The following is a 17,843-nucleotide window of genomic DNA, read 5'->3' on the forward strand; positions in this document are numbered from 1 at the left end:
TAATATGGATTTTTGCGCCTGTTTTTTAGGCATTATTATATAATAAGCCTATACATTTAAGAAATGCTCTTCCAGTTTCTCTCTCGGCATGTCTGCCGTATCGTGATAGTGGAGATGATGATTTACGCAGGCAATGTGCTTTACGTTATTGAGCACTTCGGCTACGTCATGGCTTACGATGATGATGGCGCACTCCCGGTTGATCTGCTCCAGCATCTCGTACATCTGCTTCTGGAAACGGCGGTCGATGTAGGTGTTGGGCTCATCCAGTATCACTACATCGGGTTTGGAAACAATGGCACGGGCGAGGAGTACTCGCTGCAGCTGTCCGCCGCTCAAGGCTGCGATATGGCGGTCTTTCAGTTCCGTCAGCTGCATCTGCTCCAGACAGTCGAGAACCTGGCGGTGCTGTGCCTGGGTGTATTTCGAAAAGAGGCTCTTGGTCTTGCTGAGTCCTGAGAGTACCACTTCATAAACGGAGATAGGGAATTGCTTGTCGAGGGAGTTGTATTGGGGCAGATATCCCATGCTGATTTCCCTTACTTCCTCTCCGTCTTTATAAAAGCGGATGCTGCCGTCTGTGGGTTTCATCAGTCCCAGAATGAGGCGCATGAGGCTTGTCTTGCCACCACCGTTGGGACCGATGATGCCAAGATAATCGTCTTGATAGACGGTGAGATTGATGTCATTGAGCACCTGCTTGCTGTCGTATCCGGCGGATAGATGCTCTATTTTTATAATTGGAGTCATATTATTGAAGTTTTTACTTCCCAACCACTATTTCCTTGCCTTGCACTGCGGCTGCCGCTTCCTGCATCGCCCAGTTCCAGTCTCCCTGCAATGGGTTGATATTCATTGCCTTGGTTTGGCTTTCGTTGATGAAAGTATTGGTGTTGCGGTTGGCAAATTCGGCCTGAATGAGACAATATTTTATCTTTTCTTTCCTTGCTCTCTCTATGAGGCTTTTCAGTTGGGCAGCGCTCGGCTCCCTGCCTTCCTCCTCAATGGCAAGCTGCTCCAACTGGTAATCACGGGCGAAGTAGGTGAGGATAGGGTGATAGATCACAAACTTGCGAACCATCTCGGGATGATCCTTGAAGCCCTTTCTGATGGTGCTGTCCCGCTTGTCGATGATTTTCAGCAGCGACAGATAGTTCTTCTCAAAGAACGGCTTGTTCTTCGGTTCCAGATTGCAGAGCGCCTTGAGGATGTTGCTCGCGATGATGCGGGCATTCTGACAACTCATCCAGACATGCGGGTCGATGTTGCCACCCGGAGTCTTGGCTGGCTTGATTCCCACGGAAGTATCTATCACCTTCATATCCGGAGCATTGTCCTGCAGTTTCTTCATCCAGGTCTGCTCAAAACCGATGCTGCCCACCTTCAGATAAATGGCACTCTTCGAGAGTTCCATCATCTGCTGGGCGTAAGGCTCGTAAGTTTCAGGATTGTTGCCGTTGGATACCATCACGTTGACATCCACCTTATCTCCGGCAATCTTATCAACGAAGAATTTGTAGGGAGGGATGGTTACGGTAACAGTAGGCTTGCCATCGCTGTTGGCGACAGATTCCTTTCCGTTACTTCCTGCGGTGTTACCTTTCTGCTGGTTGCCTTTACAGCCCGCGAAAACCACGCATAATATAATAAGGTATAAATACTTTCTCATAAACAGTCAATCTATATGAATCAATTCTTTGTTTTCTTCAAAGCTGGTTTAGAAGATGAAACTCAGTCCGTAAACTAGCAGTACATATCTCAGCACCTTTCCGATGGTGATGCTGATGACAGAAATCACGATGTTGGCTCTGGTCAGTCCCAAAACGATGGTGATGGCACTTCCCAACAGGGGCAGGAAGGCGAAGAATCCCATCCATGCGCCTCTGCCTGCCATGAAACGTTCCGCCTTATCCAGGCTTTCTTTCTTCACATGCAGGTATTTCTCTATCCATTCCATCTTACCCATTCTGCCCATACCGTAGTTGAACATGGAACCAAGCACATTGCCGATGCTACCGTAGATAACGAGGGGGAGAGGCTCTAGTCCGGCTGCCTGCAAGCCTGCCATGACAGCCTCGCTGCTGAATGGGAAGAAAGAACCTGCCAGAAAAGCTGCAGCAAGCATGCCCCAATAGCCCCAGTCGATTAAGAAACTGATAATCCAACTCATAGTAATATGGTTTCTGGTACGAGTATGTTATATGTCATGATAAGTACCAGCATGATGAGCAGCAGGATGAAGATGATGTTGGTAAACTTACCTCGGGTGAATGTGATGAAATGGGCGATAAGCGGTGCTGTGTTCACTATCAGGATGCTGCCCAGCTCCTGTATATGCTGAGGCTGCAGGATGATGAAGATGATGCTGGCAACCGAGATCATGATAAACGTTTCGTAAATCATGCGGGTTCGTATCTTGTCGCCGTAGCTGGTGCGTATGAAGTGGATGGAACCGATGATGGTGAGCAGGGTAACAAAACTCAGATTCAGTACCTGATGGTCGGTAACCTGCGAATAATCAAAGAGTTCGCTGTAGTTGATGAATTCACAGAAGTGATCAACCAACCCCTGTATGTTGTCGGTATAGAAGAAATAGCCGGCTGCAAACCAGTAGGGCACGATGAGACCTACGAGGGAAGCAAAGAATGTCTTTACGCTAAACGAGAGGGTAAACACCATCATCATGATCCATAGGATAGGCATGAAATAGCCTATCTGCACGAAAACCATCGATGCCAGACCGATGCAGGCAAAGGCGTAGAAAGTCCAGCCTGTTGAGCGTTTATGCTGATAGCAATTCCAGATAATGAGATAAAAGGCGATGAAACACATCGTCACAATACTGCTTTTTAAAGAGAGGTGGGGGAGACCTGCCATCGTCAGTAATGCCAGGAAACTGCAGGATACCATTCGGCTGTAGGTACGCATCAGGGCATTACGGTTGTTCAGTTCCACCATCAGCAGGGTAGACATGGCTGTGAAAGCAAATTCTACCCAGATATTGGATACCAATAAACCTACTGCAACCCAAACCAGTGTGGCAAGGGTTGCAGTAATAGGTAAAGAGTAGCGGCTAGCCGCTACTTTATTTTGAAAAGTTTTCTTTCGTAACATCTAATTCAACATTAAAAACTAAAGGTCCTGTCCGATATCAGAACGGAAGTACTTGTCGGTGAACTGGATCTTCTGTGCCTCGGCAAAGCTCTTCTTCAAGGCTTCTTCCTTATCCTTGCCGTAGCTGCTTACGCAGATGACACGACCACCGTTTGTTACTACCTGACCATCCTTCATGGCAGTACCGGAGTGGAATACTACTGAGCCTTCCACATCATCGATGCCCTGGATAGGATAACCCTTCTTGTAAGCCTCTGGATAACCGCCGCTTACGAGCATCACGCAGACTGCTGCACGTTCGTCAAACTCGATGTTGCGCTTGTCCAAATCGCCTGCTGCTACACCCTCGAAGAGGTCTACGATGTCGCTCTTCAGACGGAGCATCACACTCTCTGTCTCTGGGTCGCCCATACGGCAGTTGTACTCAATCACCATAGGCTCGCCTTCTACATTGATCAGACCGAAGAAGATGAATCCCTTATAGTCGATATTCTCCTCAGCAAGTCCTTCTACTGTAGGACGGATGATGCGCTCGTCCACCTTCTGCATCCACTCCTTGGTAGCGAATGGTACAGGGGTAACACTACCCATACCGCCGGTGTTCAGACCGGTATCGTGCTCGCCGATGCGCTTGTAATCCTTCGCCTCAGGCAGAATCTTGTAGTTCTTGCCGTCGGTCAATACGAATACAGAGCACTCGATGCCGCTGAGGAATTCCTCGATGACTACGCGTGCTGAAGCGTTGCCGAACATACCGCCGAGCATCTCCTTGAACTCCTTCTTAGCCTCTTCCAGGGTAGGGAGGATGAGAACGCCCTTACCGGCGCACAAACCATCTGCCTTCAGTACGTAAGGAGCCTTTAGCGTCTCCAGGAACTTCAAGCCTTCCTCTACGTGCTCGCCGTCGAAAGTCTCATACTGGGCAGTAGGGATGTTGTGGCGCTTCATGAACTTCTTGGCGAAGTCCTTGCTGCCTTCCAGTACGGCGCCAGCCTTTGATGGACCGATGACAGGGATGTTCTGGGTGCGAGGATCGTTCTTGAAGTCATCGTAAACACCCTTTACCAATGGGTCTTCCGGACCAACTACCACCATATCAACGCCATTCTCGACTGTGAAGTTCTTGAGTGCTTCAAAGTCGTCTGCCTTGATATCTACGTTCTCGCCGACATTCTGTGTACCGGCATTACCAGGAGCGATGAAGAGTTTCTCACACTTCTCGCTCTGAGCGATTTTCCATGCTAAGGCGTGCTCGCGGCCACCGCCTCCTAACAATAAAATTTTCATTTGCTGTAAGTTATTGTTTGTTATTGATGTAGGAGTAAACTCCCCTTTTCGGGTGGATGTTTACTCCTAGATATTTACTTGAGATAATCGAAGAAATAGTTGCTGATGCGCTCATGCAGATGAGTGCTCTGATGACCTCTCATGTTGTGAGGCTCGCCAGGATAGACGAAGAAGTCTGGCTGGGTGCCTGCTGCGATACAAGCCTTGAGGAAGGTGAGGCAGTGCTGTGGCACTACAGTCACATCGTTCAGGCCCTGGATAATCTGCAGCTTGCCCTTCAGGTTCTTTGCCTGATAGAGCAGGGAGGTCTTCTTGTAACCCTCTGGGTTGGTCTGTGGAGTGTCCATATAGCGCTCGCCATACATCACCTCGTACCAGTGCCAGTCGATTACCGGACCGCCTGCTACGCCTACCTTGAACACATCAGGATAGTTGGTCATCAGCGAGATGGTCATGAATCCGCCGAAGCTCCAGCCATGTACGCCAATCTTGTCGGCATCCACATAAGGCAGAGTCTTCAGATATTCCACACCCTTCATCTGGTCCTTCATCTCCACCTGACCCAACTGGCGGAAGGTAGCCTGCTCGAAAGCCTTGCCACGGTTCTCGCTTCCACGGTTGTCGAGGATGAAGAGCAGATAGCCCTTTTCTGCCATGTAGGTTTCCCAGCCACGGCTAGAGTAGTTCCAGCGGGCGTCTACGTTGTGGGCATGAGGTCCACCATATACATATATGATGGTAGGATACTTCTTGTTAGGGTCGAAGTTTACCGGCTTCACCATTCTCCAGTAGAGGTCTGTTTCGCCATCGGCAGCCTTGATGGAACCGCAGCTGTACTCTGGCACATTGTAGCCTTTCCAAGGGTTCTCGGCAGTGAAGTAAGCGGTGCGCTTGCCGTTCTCGGTGTTCACGAGGGCTATCTTGCGAGGCACGGTAGGAGTAGAGTAGTTGTCGAAGACATACTGTCCGTTCTCGCTCAAAGTGGCGCTGTGCCATCCCTTGCCGCAATCATCTACCAGCGTACGTTTGCCGGTCTTTGTATCTACGGCAAAGATGTTTCTCTGGATAGGCGATTTCTCGTTGGATGCGATGATGATACTCTTGCGCTTGCTGTTGAAGCCGAGCACTTCCATCACTTCCCATTTACCGGAAGTCAACTGCTTGATTTCAAGCGATTCTGTGTTGCTTGCCATACGGCTGCCGTGCTTGCCCAGGGTGCAGATGTAGAGATGGTTGTAACCATCCTTGCGGGTCTGCATGATGAAGCTGTTGCTGTCCCAAGGCAGGAACTGGATTGGGTGGCAAGGTTCTACATATTTCTCATCGGTCTCGCGATAGAGTTCGCCTGTCTTCTCGCCGGTTTCTGCGCTGTAGGCAGTCAGACGGCAATCGTTCTGGTCGCGGTTCAGTTCGAACATATAGATGGTCTTGCTGTCCGGACTCCATGCGATGTTGGTGAAGTAGCAGTCGGTTGGATCGCCAGCCTTCAGATAGATGGTCTTGCCGGTCATGCAGTCGAACACGCCTACGGTTACCTTGTGTGAAGTCTCGCCTGCCATCGGATACTTGTCTGGTGCAGGTGTAGCGATGCAACTCTGTGTTTCAGGATGATTGAAACCGATTTCCGGGATGTCGACCTGCGGATAGTCGGTTACCATACTCTGGTCCATGCGGTAGAAGGCGAGCAGTTCGCCGTTCGGACTCCAGAAGGTTCCCTTGCTGATACCGAACTCATCGCGGTGAACACTCTGTCCATAAACGATTTCGCGGCTTCCGTCGTTTGAGATCTGGAAATCGTGCGATTTCTTCTCTCTTGTCAGGGCGTTGCCGGTTACATCGAAGGTACGCACATAGAGGTTGCTGCCCTTCAGATAGGCGAAGGCGTTCTGCTGGGCGTTAGCCTCCAGGAGGTTGTCGCCGTCAGCAAAATCCATCTCGCTCACCAGCTTATGCTTCTTGAAGTCTACGGTATAAGTCTTGCTGCCGTTGCTTACCATCACGATGCTCTTGCCTGCAAAAGGGAAGAGAGCATTGTAGAGGGCTCTTACCTTGATGTCCTTGGTAGGAGCAATCCACTGGTTGATGTCGTTGATGCTGAAGAGTTTGGTCTCCTTGCCAGTCGCCTTGTTGACGAGATAGCAGGCGTCCACATCCTGGCGAACGAGCTCATTGCCCCACCAGGTGCACCAGCGGTTCTTAGCCACCATGTTACGATAGTTGTTGCCGCCGAAGTTCAGGTCTTCCAGCGTAAAGGTTTTCTCGCCTTTCTGGGCAGGAACCACGCCCTGAGCCTGTAAGTCGGTTGCATTCATAGCCATCATAATCATAGCAGCAAAAGATAATTTATAAATTGAATTCTTCAGATTCATTCTATTCTTTCTTTATCGGGGTAACCCCCATACGTCGTGAAACACGACGCATGGGTCGATATGTCTTTAATCCTCGTCGTCGAAGTCAACGCTGAAGTTCTTCTTGCCTCCGCGCTTGCCTCCGAAATCACGGCCACCACGCTTGTCGCCCTTGAAGCCACCGCGCTTGTCGCCTTTTTCGAAACGCTTTCCGTCGCGCTTGCCACCGAAGTCTCTGCCTCCCTTGCGGTCGCCCTTGAAACTGCGGCTGCCACGCTTGTCATCGTCATCATCGTTGCGTCTGCCACCGCCACCGATACGTGAACGGCCGCCCTTGTGGAACTCAGCACGCTTCTTCTCGAAGTCTTCCAGACGGTGAGTATGGAACTTGAAAGAACGGATATCGTCCTCCTCGTTTTCAGTCTCCTCGCTTACACGCTTCTTGAATTCACGCTCCTTCTTGAAACGGTGCTTCTGAGCCATCTCGCTCTTCTCGCGCTCTGTCTTCACAATACCGCCTTCAGAACGGAAGTCCTTCATCTTGCCGTCGAACATCACATACTTGCGGAATTCGCACTCCAAGCTTCCGTTGAATACAGGAATCTTGATAGATGGTTTCAGACCAATCTGCTCGAAGCACTCCTCGCGGTAGCTCAATACCCAAGCCTCGTTGCCGGCAAAAGCCTTCTTGAAACGCTCACCTATCATCTTGTAGGTGTTCAGAAGGTTAGGGGTAGAGATGCGCTCGCCGTATGGAGGGTTCATCACGATGATGCTCTTCTCGGCTGGCTGGGTGAAGTCCTTGAAATCAGCCTGTGAGATGGTGATGTCCTTGGTAAGACCGGCAGCACGTACGTTGAGATTAGCTGTGTTTACAGCCTTCATGTCAACATCGTAACCATAGATATGGTGCTCGAAAACGCGCTCCTGAGAATCGTCGTTATAAATCGTGTCGAAGAGATCCTGATCGAAATCGTTCCACTTCTCGAAGGCAAACTCCTTGCGGAATACACCTGGAGAGATGTTGCGGGCGATGAGGGCAGCCTCGATGGCGATCGTACCTGAACCACACATCGGGTCGATGAAATCGCATTCGCCCTTCCAGCCAGTCATCAGAATCATACCTGCAGCGAGAACCTCGTTCAGCGGAGCCTCTACCTGCTCCTGGCGGTAGCCACGGCGGTGCAGACTCTCACCACTCGAATCGAGACTCAATGTGGCATTGTCTTCTGCAATGTGGATGTTGAGGCGGATATCCGGGTTAGATACGCTGATATTTGGACGTGTACCCTGCTGCTCGCGGAACCAGTCAACAATCGCATCCTTTACCTTGTAGGTTACGAAGCGTGAGTTGCGGAACTCCTCTGAGTAGACTACTGAGTCAACAGAGAAAGTCTTCTTCACGTCTAAGATGTCATCCCACTTGATCTTCTGGATCTGATCATACACCTCTTCAGCGCTTCTAGCCTTGAAGTGCTTGATAGGCTTTAAGATACGGATGGCTGTGTGCAACTGGAAGTTAGCACGATACATCATTTCCTTGTCGCCTGTGAAAGACACCATGCGGCGACCGATCTGTACATTATTGGCACCCAACTGGGTGAGCTCTTCAGCCAAGACAGGCTCGAGGCCCATGAAGGTCTTGGCAATGAGTTCAAATTCCTGTTCCATTATTGAATTCTATATCTAATAAACTTTGTTTTTCTTTTTTATATTTCTTTGTTTTCGGTTTCATATCCTTGGTAACCCATACGTTGGCTCCCACTACGCAGCCTTCTCCGATGGTGATGCGGCCGAGGATGGTGGCATTGGCGTAGACGATGACATCATCTTCGAGGATAGGGTGGCGAGGAATTCCCTTGATAGGGTTGCCGTCCTTATCGAGTGGGAAACTCTTGGCTCCGAGGGTTACACCCTGGTAGAGCTTCACATTGTCGCCGATGATGCAGGTAGCTCCAATCACCACACCCGTACCGTGGTCGATGGTGAAGTGCTTGCCGATGGTAGCCTCCGGGTTAATATCAATACCGGTTTCAGAATGGGCTAGCTCAGTCATCATACGTGGAATGAGCGGCACTCCCAGTTCGTGCAGTACGTGAGCGATGCGGTAGTTGGTAATCGCCTTGATAACCGGGTAACAGGAGATGATTTCTCCGTGGCTCATGGCAGCCGGGTCGCCCTCGTAGGCAGCCTCTACATCGGTAGCCAGAATCTTGCGCAGTCTTGGAAACTCCATGATTGCCTTGGCTGCAATCACGCCTGCCTTGGCACGCTGATGCTGCAGTTCTGCCTGGGTTTCCGTTTCGCAGTCGTTGGCGAAGCAGAGACCGGCGAGGATCTGCTCTGACAGCATCTCATAGAGCTTTTCTACTCTTACTCCAATATGATATTTGATGGTTGAGATATTTACAGAAGAATTGCCGAAATATCCCGGAAAGAGGATAGAACGGGACAAACTGATGATTTCTTCGAGCGCCTTGCCCGAAGGAAGTGGATTCCCGTCTCGATGCTGATGGAAGAGACCTCTCAATGATTCGGCGCTCGAAAGCTCCTCGATGGTCTCTGTCAGCTGATGAGTTAATGTATCTTTACTCATTTTCTTAATGTCTCAATAAAATTTGAGTGCAAAGATACGATTATTTTCTTGAATGACAAAGAAATAGCCACGGTTTTTTGTATTTTTTTTAGTGATTCTTTGAGGGATGAAAGACGGAGAGACCCATGTACGGTGTTTTGCCGTACATGGGGCTGGCTTGTCTTATTTTGCGATACTGTCCAGGAAGAGGAGCAGTCGGTTGGTGACATTTACCTCTGAAACTCCGGAATCGAAGTCGAGCGATACGAGGTTGAGCATTGGGAACCGGTCGTGGAGACGTTTCTCGATGCCTTTGGAAATCACGTGGTTAGCGATGCAGCCGAAAGGCTGGAGCGAGATGATGTTGTTCACGCCGTCGCGGATGTAACCTACGATGTCGGCAGGCAGAAGCCAGCCTTCGCCAAACTGGGCTGCGAGCGAAACCAGTCCCTTTACGTCCTTCGCATCATCATAGATATTGGTGAACGGACGGAAGTAGCGGAACTTGCCGGCTGCCTTGTTTACCTGGCGCAATCTTCTGCCAACCAGCGCCTGGTAAGCGCCCTTGATGATGAAATCGGGCACTTTGGTGCAACTCAGCCGCATGTGTTTCTGTATCTCTACATTCACAAATTCCTGCAGGAAGAAGGGGGCGAGCAGAGGCGGAACCACCTCAATGCCACGCGAAATGATGTTCTGCTCCAGGAACTGATGGGCGAAAGGATTGAACTTCAGGAAGATTTCGCCTACGATTCCTACCTTCGGCAATGTTCTGTCGAGGGTCATCTGGTCGAATTCTTCGGCTGCCTGTTCCAGGAGCTGGATGAGTTCCTTGGCTGAATTGCGGGCGATAGGGCCGTCTATCAGCTGCATGTATTTATCGCGCAACTCTCTGGCAATGCCCGGTTTACGCTCTCTTACGATACAGGCGTTATACATCTCGTTGATCGCGTCGCCGTAGAAAATGGCGGTAACGATAATCTGACTGTATTTCAGCCAAGGCACATTGAAGCCGTCCTGCTCGTTGTAGTCTTGCTTGTCGTCTGTTGAGCCTGATGCTTCGCCTGTTGAGGCTGTTACACCGAGCGTAAGCAGCGGAATGTCCTGAAATCCGTTCGAAATCATCGCTCGCTTGATGAGACCGGCGTAGTTGGTCGCGCGACACTGGCCGCCCGTCTGACTCATCACTACCGCCGTATTGTTTAGGTCGTATCTGCCTGATTTCAAGGCTTTAATGATGTCGCCGACGATAAGGGTTGCCGGATAGCAGACTTCGTTGTTGGCAAACTTCAGACCGAGTTCGGCACTTACCTCATCGCTCATCGGAAGCACCTCTACATCATAGCCTATCAGTTTCAGGATAGGCGGAATGATAGGGGTGAGGTATTCGGTCATGAAAGGTGCGAGAATCTTGCGATGAACGTCCTGCTTGGTGAACACCTTGGTCTGGTGTAAATGTTGAATGTTGAGTGTTGAATGTTGAGTGTTGAGTGTTGAATGTTGAATGTTGAGTGTTGAATTCTTCACTCCCTTCAGGCTTTCTATCAGCGAGCGGACACGGAGTTTCAGGGAGCCGATATTGCTCACGTCATCTATCTTCAAGAGCGTGAATGGCTTGTTGTGGCGCTTCATGATGTCGCGAATCTCGTCCTGGATAAAACTGTCAGGGCCGCAGCCGAAACTGGTCATCTGTACGAAATGAACCTCATCGCCCTGTTCGGCAGCCCATTGCGCAGCCTTCAGAATGCGGTTCATATACGCCCATTGTTTAACGAGATAAGTCTCTGGCTGGCAGTTGTATGCTTCGTTATTGTCTGATGAGCCTCTGGCGATATCTTCGTTGATGACGTTGACTCCCAGGTTGGCAATCATCTCGCTCAGTTTGTGCTGAATCAGCGGGTCGGTATGATAAGGACGGCCAGCCAGGAGAATCGTAAGTCCCTTCTTCTGCTTCAGAATCTCCCAGCCCTGTTTCTTGATTTCTGCAGCATATACTGCCTGGGCATAGAGAGCCTCTCTCAGCGCTTTGTGGGCAGTCTTCTTGCTTACTCCCAGTTGCTTGAGATAATCGGTAATCTGTTTTTCCAGCGCCTTAGGTTGGGCAAAGTTGATGACAGGCGTATCGATTGGTTTCTTCAGGTTGATGACCGACTTGATGACATCGCTGTAGCCCGAAACGACCGGACAGTTGAAGCTGTTCAGCGTATTCTTCGGGTCGTCATTATGTTCATAAACCACGTATGGCATGAGGATGCGGTCAACCTTCGGGTTCTCGTTGAGTTCCTTCAGATGACTGTGAGCCAGTTTTGCCGGGAAGCAGATATTGTCGCTCATCACCGTATTCAAGGCTCCTTCATACTGGCTGAAAGTGGAATCGGAAGAGAGAATCACGCCAAATCCGGCTGCCCGGAGCAGCGCATTCCAGAACGGATATTCCTCATACATGTTGAGGATGCGAGGAATGCCTACCCATCTACCGCGAAACGCGGTAGCAGGTGGGTTAACTGTCTCTCTATCAAACAGTAAACGGTATTTGTATTCGTAAATATTTTTGCCTTTTATCCCGTTTGCTCCCTTGTTGTTGAACACACGCTCACACTTATTTCCGGAGTAGAACCTGTTGCCGCCGGCAAAGGTGTAGCGGGAAACATAACAATGGTTTTCGCAGCCTTTGCATTGCAGTTGCTTGGTTTCGTAATGAGCCAGATTCTGCAGATCATCGATGGTTCTAGATGAGACAGGGTGCTCGTCTTCTGCAGATGTGCGATGATTGTAATCAGCCGCCGCATGAAGGGCGCAGCCGTAGGCGCCCATCAGTTCAGGCATGTTGCTTCGTGCTACTTCGGTATGGGTGAGCAACTCAAAAGCTCTTACTACCGCATCGTTTCTCATCGTACCTCCCTGTACAACGATTTTGCCTCCAAGGTTCTCATTACCATGGAGTTTCAGTACCTTATAAAGACAGTTCTTGATGACCGAATAAGAGATTCCGGCAGAAATATCGGCTACAGAAGCACCCTCTCTGAGCACCTGTTTCACCTTCGAGTTCATGAAGACGGTGCAGCGGGTTCCGAGGTCACAGGGAGCCTTCGACTGGCAGGCGAGTTGGGCAAAATCGCCTACAGAATACCCCATATTGTTGGCAAAGGTCTGGATGAATGTTCCGCAACCAGAACTGCACGCCTCGTTCAGTTCCATGCGCACCACAGCCCCTTTCTCAACGAAGATAGCCTTCATGTCCTGTCCGCCGATGTCGAGGATAAAACTGACATCAGGCATGAGTGAAGCCGCCGCTCTTTCGTGCGCCATTGTTTCGATAATGCCGTTGTCGAGAGCGAAAGCCGCTTTGATGAGTTCTTCGCCGTAGCCTGTAGAGCAGGAGCCAACGATTTCCAGTTCAGCGCCTCGCAATGCTGCCTCCTGCTTCAGGGCGTTCAGTCCATCCGCTACCGCCTTGATCGGATTTCCCAGATTCAGGCGGTAATTGGTAAAGACAATATCTCCCGTAGGCGTCTCCGCATTCACCCTTACCGCAACAATCTTCGTCGTAGTAGAGCCCGAGTCAATACCAATCACAACCTGCTGTTTTCCTTTATTCAGCGGTTTGGTTTCGGTAGCGAATTTCGTTTTTGATTTGAGCCATTCCTGGTGCTCTTTCTCGTTTTTGAACAGGGGCAGCAGACTGCTGGTCCATTCCGTTTGTATTTCTTTTTTCATCCGACTTCTGAGAACAGATACTGAGGCTGCAGAATCTGCCGATTTAGCCCGGTAAGCACAGCCCAGAGCCGGAATGAGATTGCTGTTTCCTGATACGATGAAATCGTTTGGAGAGAGATGGAGATAATCGCAGAAAGCCTTGCGGAGAGCCGGAAGAAAGGTCAGCGGACCGCCGCAGAGCAGAATAGGAGCCTCGAAACTGATGCCGTGAGAAAGCGTAACCACCGTCTGTACGGCGATGGAATGGAAGATGCTGGCTGCAATATCTGCTTCGGGCAGATTGCGCGCCATCAGGTTCTGGATGTCGGTCTTGGCAAATACGCCGCAGCGGGCAGCCATCGGATAAACGTGTTCTGCCTTCATCGCCAACTCGCTCATCTTCTGGTTCTCTACGCCCATCAGCACACTCATCTGGTCGATGAAAGCGCCCGTTCCGCCGGCACAGTTGCCGTTCATGCGCAGTTCCATATTTCCGTTTTCCTTGAAGAAGATAACCTTCGCATCCTCGCCGCCGATATCGATGAGCGCCTTCGCCTCAGGATGAGCCGTACGGGCATAGACCGATGCAGCCACCACCTCCTGTACAAACTCCGCCTGGAGCTGTTCGGCAGTAGCCATTCCTACGCTTCCCGTTACGCAGATTCTTGCCTCTGCATCGCCGGTAAGGGCTAAAATCTCATCGAAATATTGCGACACAAGTTCGTTGACACGAGCGTTGTGGCGTTCGTATTTTGAGTAAATTACCCGGTTATCGCTGTCGATAACGGCTATTTTGGCTGTCGTAGAGCCAACGTCCAATCCTATGTAATACGTCTTATCCATTTCTCTTATCTCAAGTATTTTCTCTTATCTTCTAGTATCTTCTTGTCTTCTAGTGGCTTTTCCCAAGTTCCATCTGCTCTCTTCTCATATCCCTGAAAGCGCTCCAGGCTATCGGAACCGCTACGGCAAACGAGCAGAAATCTGCCCACATCTGACACATCTCCACGCCCAGCAGTCCGAAGAAATAGGGGAGGATGAAGATGAGCGGAATGAAGAACAGCCCGCTTCGTGCCGCCGCTACGATATTGGCTCTCACCGGTTTACGGATGGTCTGCATCAACATATTGGTGAGCACGATGGTGGCTACGAGCGGAAAACTGAGCACCTGCCATCGCAAAGCCACCGAACCTACGGCTACAACCGCCGCATCATCGCGGAAGATGCTGATGATGGAAGTTGAGAAGATGAAGCCGAGGATGGCACAGACGGCGAGGAAAACCGTGCCGCATCTGATGCAGAAAAAGAAGGCTTCCTTTACGCGGTCGTAAAGCTTGGCGCCGTAGCAGAATCCGCAGAGCGGCTGGAATCCCTGTCCCAGACCGATGACCATCGCATAGGTGAAGAAGGAGATGCGGGTAACGATGCTCATGCCCGCAATGGCTGCATCGCCAAAAGCACCTGCCGCCACATTGAGCATCAGCGTAGCGATACTTCCCAGACCCTGTCTCGACAGCGAAGGGGTTCCGCCGAAGATAATCTCCTTGGCAAAGGCGCGGGTAGGGGTGAAATTGCGCAGATGGATGCGGATGTTCTCGCCTTTATGCGTCATCCAGAAGAGCATGGCGCAGCCGAAACACTGGCTGATGAGCGTGGCTACGGCGGCTCCCGTAATGCCCAGCTGGAAGTAGAGGATGAACAGTGGAGCCAGAATCAGATTGAGCAGCACACCCGACATGATGCCCTTCATCGCATACATCGTATTACCCTGGAATCGCATCAGATTATTCAGCGTGAGCGAGGTGGTCATAAAGGGAGCACCCAGCAGGATTATGCCCAGATAACGCTCGGTGTAAGGAAGAATGGTGGGCGTAGAACCCATCAGAAGGCAGAGCGGTGTGAGGAAAAGATGGCCCAGGATGGCGATGAGGAGACCGGTAAGAAAACTCAGCACAAAGCCCGTGGCTGCCATCTTCTGTGCCTCTTCCGTATGCTTGGCGCCCAACTGTCGCGAAACATAATTGCCCGCTCCGTGACCGAAGAAGAAACCAATCGCCTGAATCACAGCCATTGCTGCAAAGGAAACGCCTACCGCTGCCACACTCTGCGTGTTGATGCTGCCCACGAAATAGGTGTCGGCGAGATTGTACATGCTCGTCGACAGCATACTGATAATCGTTGGTATGACCATCGTAAAAATCACATGATGCACAGGGGCATGTGTGAGGAACGTATAGTTGTCTCTTTTCTCTTTCTTCATAACTTTATGATGCTCTTTTGGGGCATTTCAACCTGCAAAGGTACATAAATATCCACAAAGTTGGACAATTATGAACCAACTTTTATAAATTTATAAGAAAAGAGTTGCATTATTCATAAATTTATTGTATTTTTGCACCGCAATTGAATATATATACATAAAACAATATACTAATGAATGATGAGATAAGAATCATACCGATAACGACTAAAAAAGGGCTGAAAACCTTCATTCAGTTTCATTATGATCTCTACAGAGACCATAAGTTTGCCATTCCTTTTTTGCGTTTCGACGAGATGAATACGCTGGACCCAAAGAAGAATCCTGCCTTCGAATTCTGCGAGGCTCAATACTTCCTGGCGGTTGACAGCGAGGCTCGTATCGTAGGTAGAATTGCTGGCATTATCAACCATCGTGCCAACGAAGAGTGGAACAAGAAGCAGGTTCGCTTCGGCTGGTTCGATTTCGTGGATAATGTAGCGGTTTCCTGTGCCTTGTTGCGCGCGGTAGAAAACTGGGGCAAGAGCAAGGGAATGAACGAATGCGTAGGTCCGCTCGGATTTACGGATATGGACCGTGAGGGCTTGCTCATCGAGGGCTTCGACCGGAAGTCTACGATGTATATCAATTACAATTATCCTTATTACAAGACGCATCTGGAGAGTTATCCGCTCTATGAGAAGGATAACGACTGGCTGGAGTACCGCATCAGGATTCCGGAAGTGACGCCGGCTAAGTTTGCCAAGACTGCCCAGATGATAGAGAGCCGATATAATCTGCATGTTCATAAGTTCACCCGCCGGGAACTGACCTCGGGAGGAATGGGCAGGAAGGTGTTCGAAATCGTGAACGAGACTTACAAGAATCTCTATGATTTCCAGCAGCTTACGGAGAAGCAGATAGATGAATATGTAAATACTTATATCAAGAAGGCTGACTTGAACCTGGTAACGGGTGTGGTAGATGGCAACGCTGGCAACAAGCTGGTAGCCTTCGGTGTTTCCTTCCCTTCGTTTACCGATGCGCTGCGCGAGATAGGCGATGGCAAGCTTTTCCCTACGGGTTGGCTGAAGGTGCTGAAGGTTCTGAAGTGGCACAAGACGGATACGGTAGATTTGCTCTTGATAGGTGTTCTTCCGGAATATCGCAAGAAGGGAGCCAACGCGCTTATTTTTGCCGATCTGATAAAGCAGTATCGCCGTTATGGCTTTAAATGGGCTGAGGCAATGCCGCAGATGGAGACCAATACCGGTGTTCAGAGCCAGTGGCAGTATCTGGAGAGCGAGCAGCATCGCCGTCATCGCTGCTATAAGAAGAAGATTTAAAAGTCTCTGTTTTGAGCCGTTTAGGCGTAAAAAAGATAGAAAATGGGCTAAAAAGTTAAAAAAACTAACTCATAGTTTTGTGGTTCTCAACTCATAGCTTTCCGGTTAGCAACTCATAGTTTTCCGGTTGAGAAAATGAAGAATGCATCGCGATAGGATGAAAAATGGCTGTAAAATGGCTGTTTTTTTCCATCGCGATGCATTATTTTTTGCGTCGCGACGCAATATTATTTCCGTCGCGACGCACCAATTCTTCCGTCGCGACGCATTAATTGCCCCCTCGTGAGGCATCATTGAAGCCTCCCGCTGGTCATCATTTAAGCCTCTTATCTGTCTTAATATAAGGCACTTCTCCGTCTTAATATAAGACGCTTGCCAAGAAAAAAAGATGCGCTCTGGAAAGAGAAAATTAAGATGGGGGTTAACAGGTTAACAGTTAACACCCCAAAAATGCATACTTCCATCCACACACTTATATAAAAATAAGTATATATATATTATTATATAATAAGGTGCGCGAGGGGGACCATGCAAAAAACAGCTGTTAACTGTTAACCCTGTTAACCCCCCAATGAAAAGTTGATAGTTAAATATAGTATTCTGCCGAATCTACCAAACCGGCTCTCAGCGCATATTTCGTAGCCTCGTGAACGTTGTTTACGCCCAGCTTGCGGAATATGTTCTTGCGGTGGGTATTGACCGTATGGAAGCTGGAAAAACGCTTCTCGGCTATTTCTTTCGTTGTCATTCCCAGCGCAATGTCCTTCAGAATCTCTGTCTCGGTCTTGGTGAGGTTGATTTTCTCCTGCTCCTCCTGTTTCGGAGCCAGAAGTACCTCCATCATGCGCTGGCAGACAAAACGGTTGCTTGCCACGCAGAAACGTATCGCCTCCTTGATTTCCATTAGCGAACACTCCTTCAGTAATACGCTGAACTGCGTACTGCTGGCGATGAGAATCTTGACAAAATCGGCACTCAAATCCTCACTGAACAGTAGCCAGCGCGTATAAGGGAAACGCTGGTTTAAAATAAGTAACTCGGCAGCATCATTGATGTCGAAAAGGGTGTAGTCGAGTATTACAACCGTATCCTCATTCTCCTTTAAGGCAAGCATCAGGTCTGCCTTGTCTTCGATGGTCCGGGTTTCCAAACCCTCTATCTTACTGATCACATAGCTCAATCCGGCTCTTGTGATGTCCTGTTTGTCTGCTAATAGAATCTTCATTGTGTTTACTCTC

The 17,843-nt window shown here is 49.7% G+C and carries 12 protein-coding genes; 1 reads left to right on the forward strand and 11 read right to left on the reverse strand.

Annotated features, from left to right (window positions below; translation table 11 throughout):
* Positions 1–48: 48 nt before the first annotated feature.
* From ACWJAO_RS05255 to ACWJAO_RS05300, 10 genes are all read right to left on the reverse strand, one after another.
* Positions 49–750 carry a metal ABC transporter ATP-binding protein gene (locus ACWJAO_RS05255; protein WP_449139496.1) on the reverse strand — a complete coding sequence of 234 codons (702 nt, stop codon included), beginning with the start codon at positions 748–750 and terminating at the stop codon, positions 49–51.
* 13 nt (positions 751–763) lie between these two features.
* The gene (locus tag ACWJAO_RS05260) at positions 764–1,669 is read right to left on the reverse strand and encodes a metal ABC transporter solute-binding protein, Zn/Mn family (protein ID WP_449139497.1); all 906 of its coding nucleotides are present in this window, start codon (positions 1,667–1,669) and stop codon (positions 764–766) included.
* A gap of 48 nt (positions 1,670–1,717) precedes the next feature.
* On the reverse strand, positions 1,718–2,170 hold the full coding sequence (locus ACWJAO_RS05265) for a YqaA family protein (protein ID WP_449139498.1): 453 nt from the start codon (positions 2,168–2,170) through the stop codon (positions 1,718–1,720).
* Complete coding sequence (locus ACWJAO_RS05270) at positions 2,167–3,114, reverse strand: hypothetical protein (protein WP_449139499.1); 948 nt, start codon at positions 3,112–3,114, stop codon at positions 2,167–2,169. The genes ACWJAO_RS05265 and ACWJAO_RS05270 overlap by 4 nt, the downstream gene beginning before the upstream one ends.
* An 18-nt stretch (positions 3,115–3,132) precedes the next feature.
* Entirely contained in the window at positions 3,133–4,401 is a 1,269-nt protein-coding gene (purD, locus tag ACWJAO_RS05275) for a phosphoribosylamine--glycine ligase (RefSeq protein WP_449139500.1), read from the reverse strand.
* Between the two features lie 74 nt (positions 4,402–4,475).
* Positions 4,476–6,719: a DPP IV N-terminal domain-containing protein gene (locus tag ACWJAO_RS05280; protein WP_449139526.1), complete on the reverse strand. Its 2,244-nt coding sequence runs from the start codon at positions 6,717–6,719 to the stop codon at positions 4,476–4,478.
* Positions 6,720–6,836: 117 nt separating this feature from the next.
* Positions 6,837–8,420: a THUMP domain-containing protein gene (locus ACWJAO_RS05285; protein ID WP_449139501.1), complete on the reverse strand. Its 1,584-nt coding sequence runs from the start codon at positions 8,418–8,420 to the stop codon at positions 6,837–6,839.
* The gene (locus tag ACWJAO_RS05290; RefSeq protein ID WP_449139502.1) at positions 8,404–9,345 is read right to left on the reverse strand and encodes a serine O-acetyltransferase; all 942 of its coding nucleotides are present in this window, start codon (positions 9,343–9,345) and stop codon (positions 8,404–8,406) included. Before ACWJAO_RS05290 ends, ACWJAO_RS05285 begins: the two co-directional genes overlap by 17 nt.
* A 162-nt stretch (positions 9,346–9,507) precedes the next feature.
* Positions 9,508–13,863 carry an acyl-CoA dehydratase activase-related protein gene (locus ACWJAO_RS05295; protein WP_449139503.1) on the reverse strand — a complete coding sequence of 1,452 codons (4,356 nt, stop codon included), beginning with the start codon at positions 13,861–13,863 and terminating at the stop codon, positions 9,508–9,510.
* Positions 13,864–13,912: 49 nt separating this feature from the next.
* On the reverse strand, positions 13,913–15,280 hold the full coding sequence (locus ACWJAO_RS05300) for an MATE family efflux transporter (RefSeq protein ID WP_449139504.1): 1,368 nt from the start codon (positions 15,278–15,280) through the stop codon (positions 13,913–13,915).
* 173 nt (positions 15,281–15,453) lie between these two features.
* Here ACWJAO_RS05300 and ACWJAO_RS05305 point away from each other — a divergent pair, with 173 nt between their 5' ends.
* Positions 15,454–16,605 carry an N-acetyltransferase gene (locus ACWJAO_RS05305; RefSeq protein ID WP_449139505.1) on the forward strand — a complete coding sequence of 384 codons (1,152 nt, stop codon included), beginning with the start codon at positions 15,454–15,456 and terminating at the stop codon, positions 16,603–16,605.
* A 586-nt stretch (positions 16,606–17,191) separates the two neighbouring features.
* Here the strand turns inward: ACWJAO_RS05305 and ACWJAO_RS05310 are convergent.
* Positions 17,192–17,830 carry a helix-turn-helix transcriptional regulator gene (locus ACWJAO_RS05310; RefSeq protein WP_006847727.1) on the reverse strand — a complete coding sequence of 213 codons (639 nt, stop codon included), beginning with the start codon at positions 17,828–17,830 and terminating at the stop codon, positions 17,192–17,194.
* Positions 17,831–17,843: the final 13 nt, after the last annotated feature.

The sequence above is a fragment of the Segatella sp. genome (genome assembly GCF_977051555.1).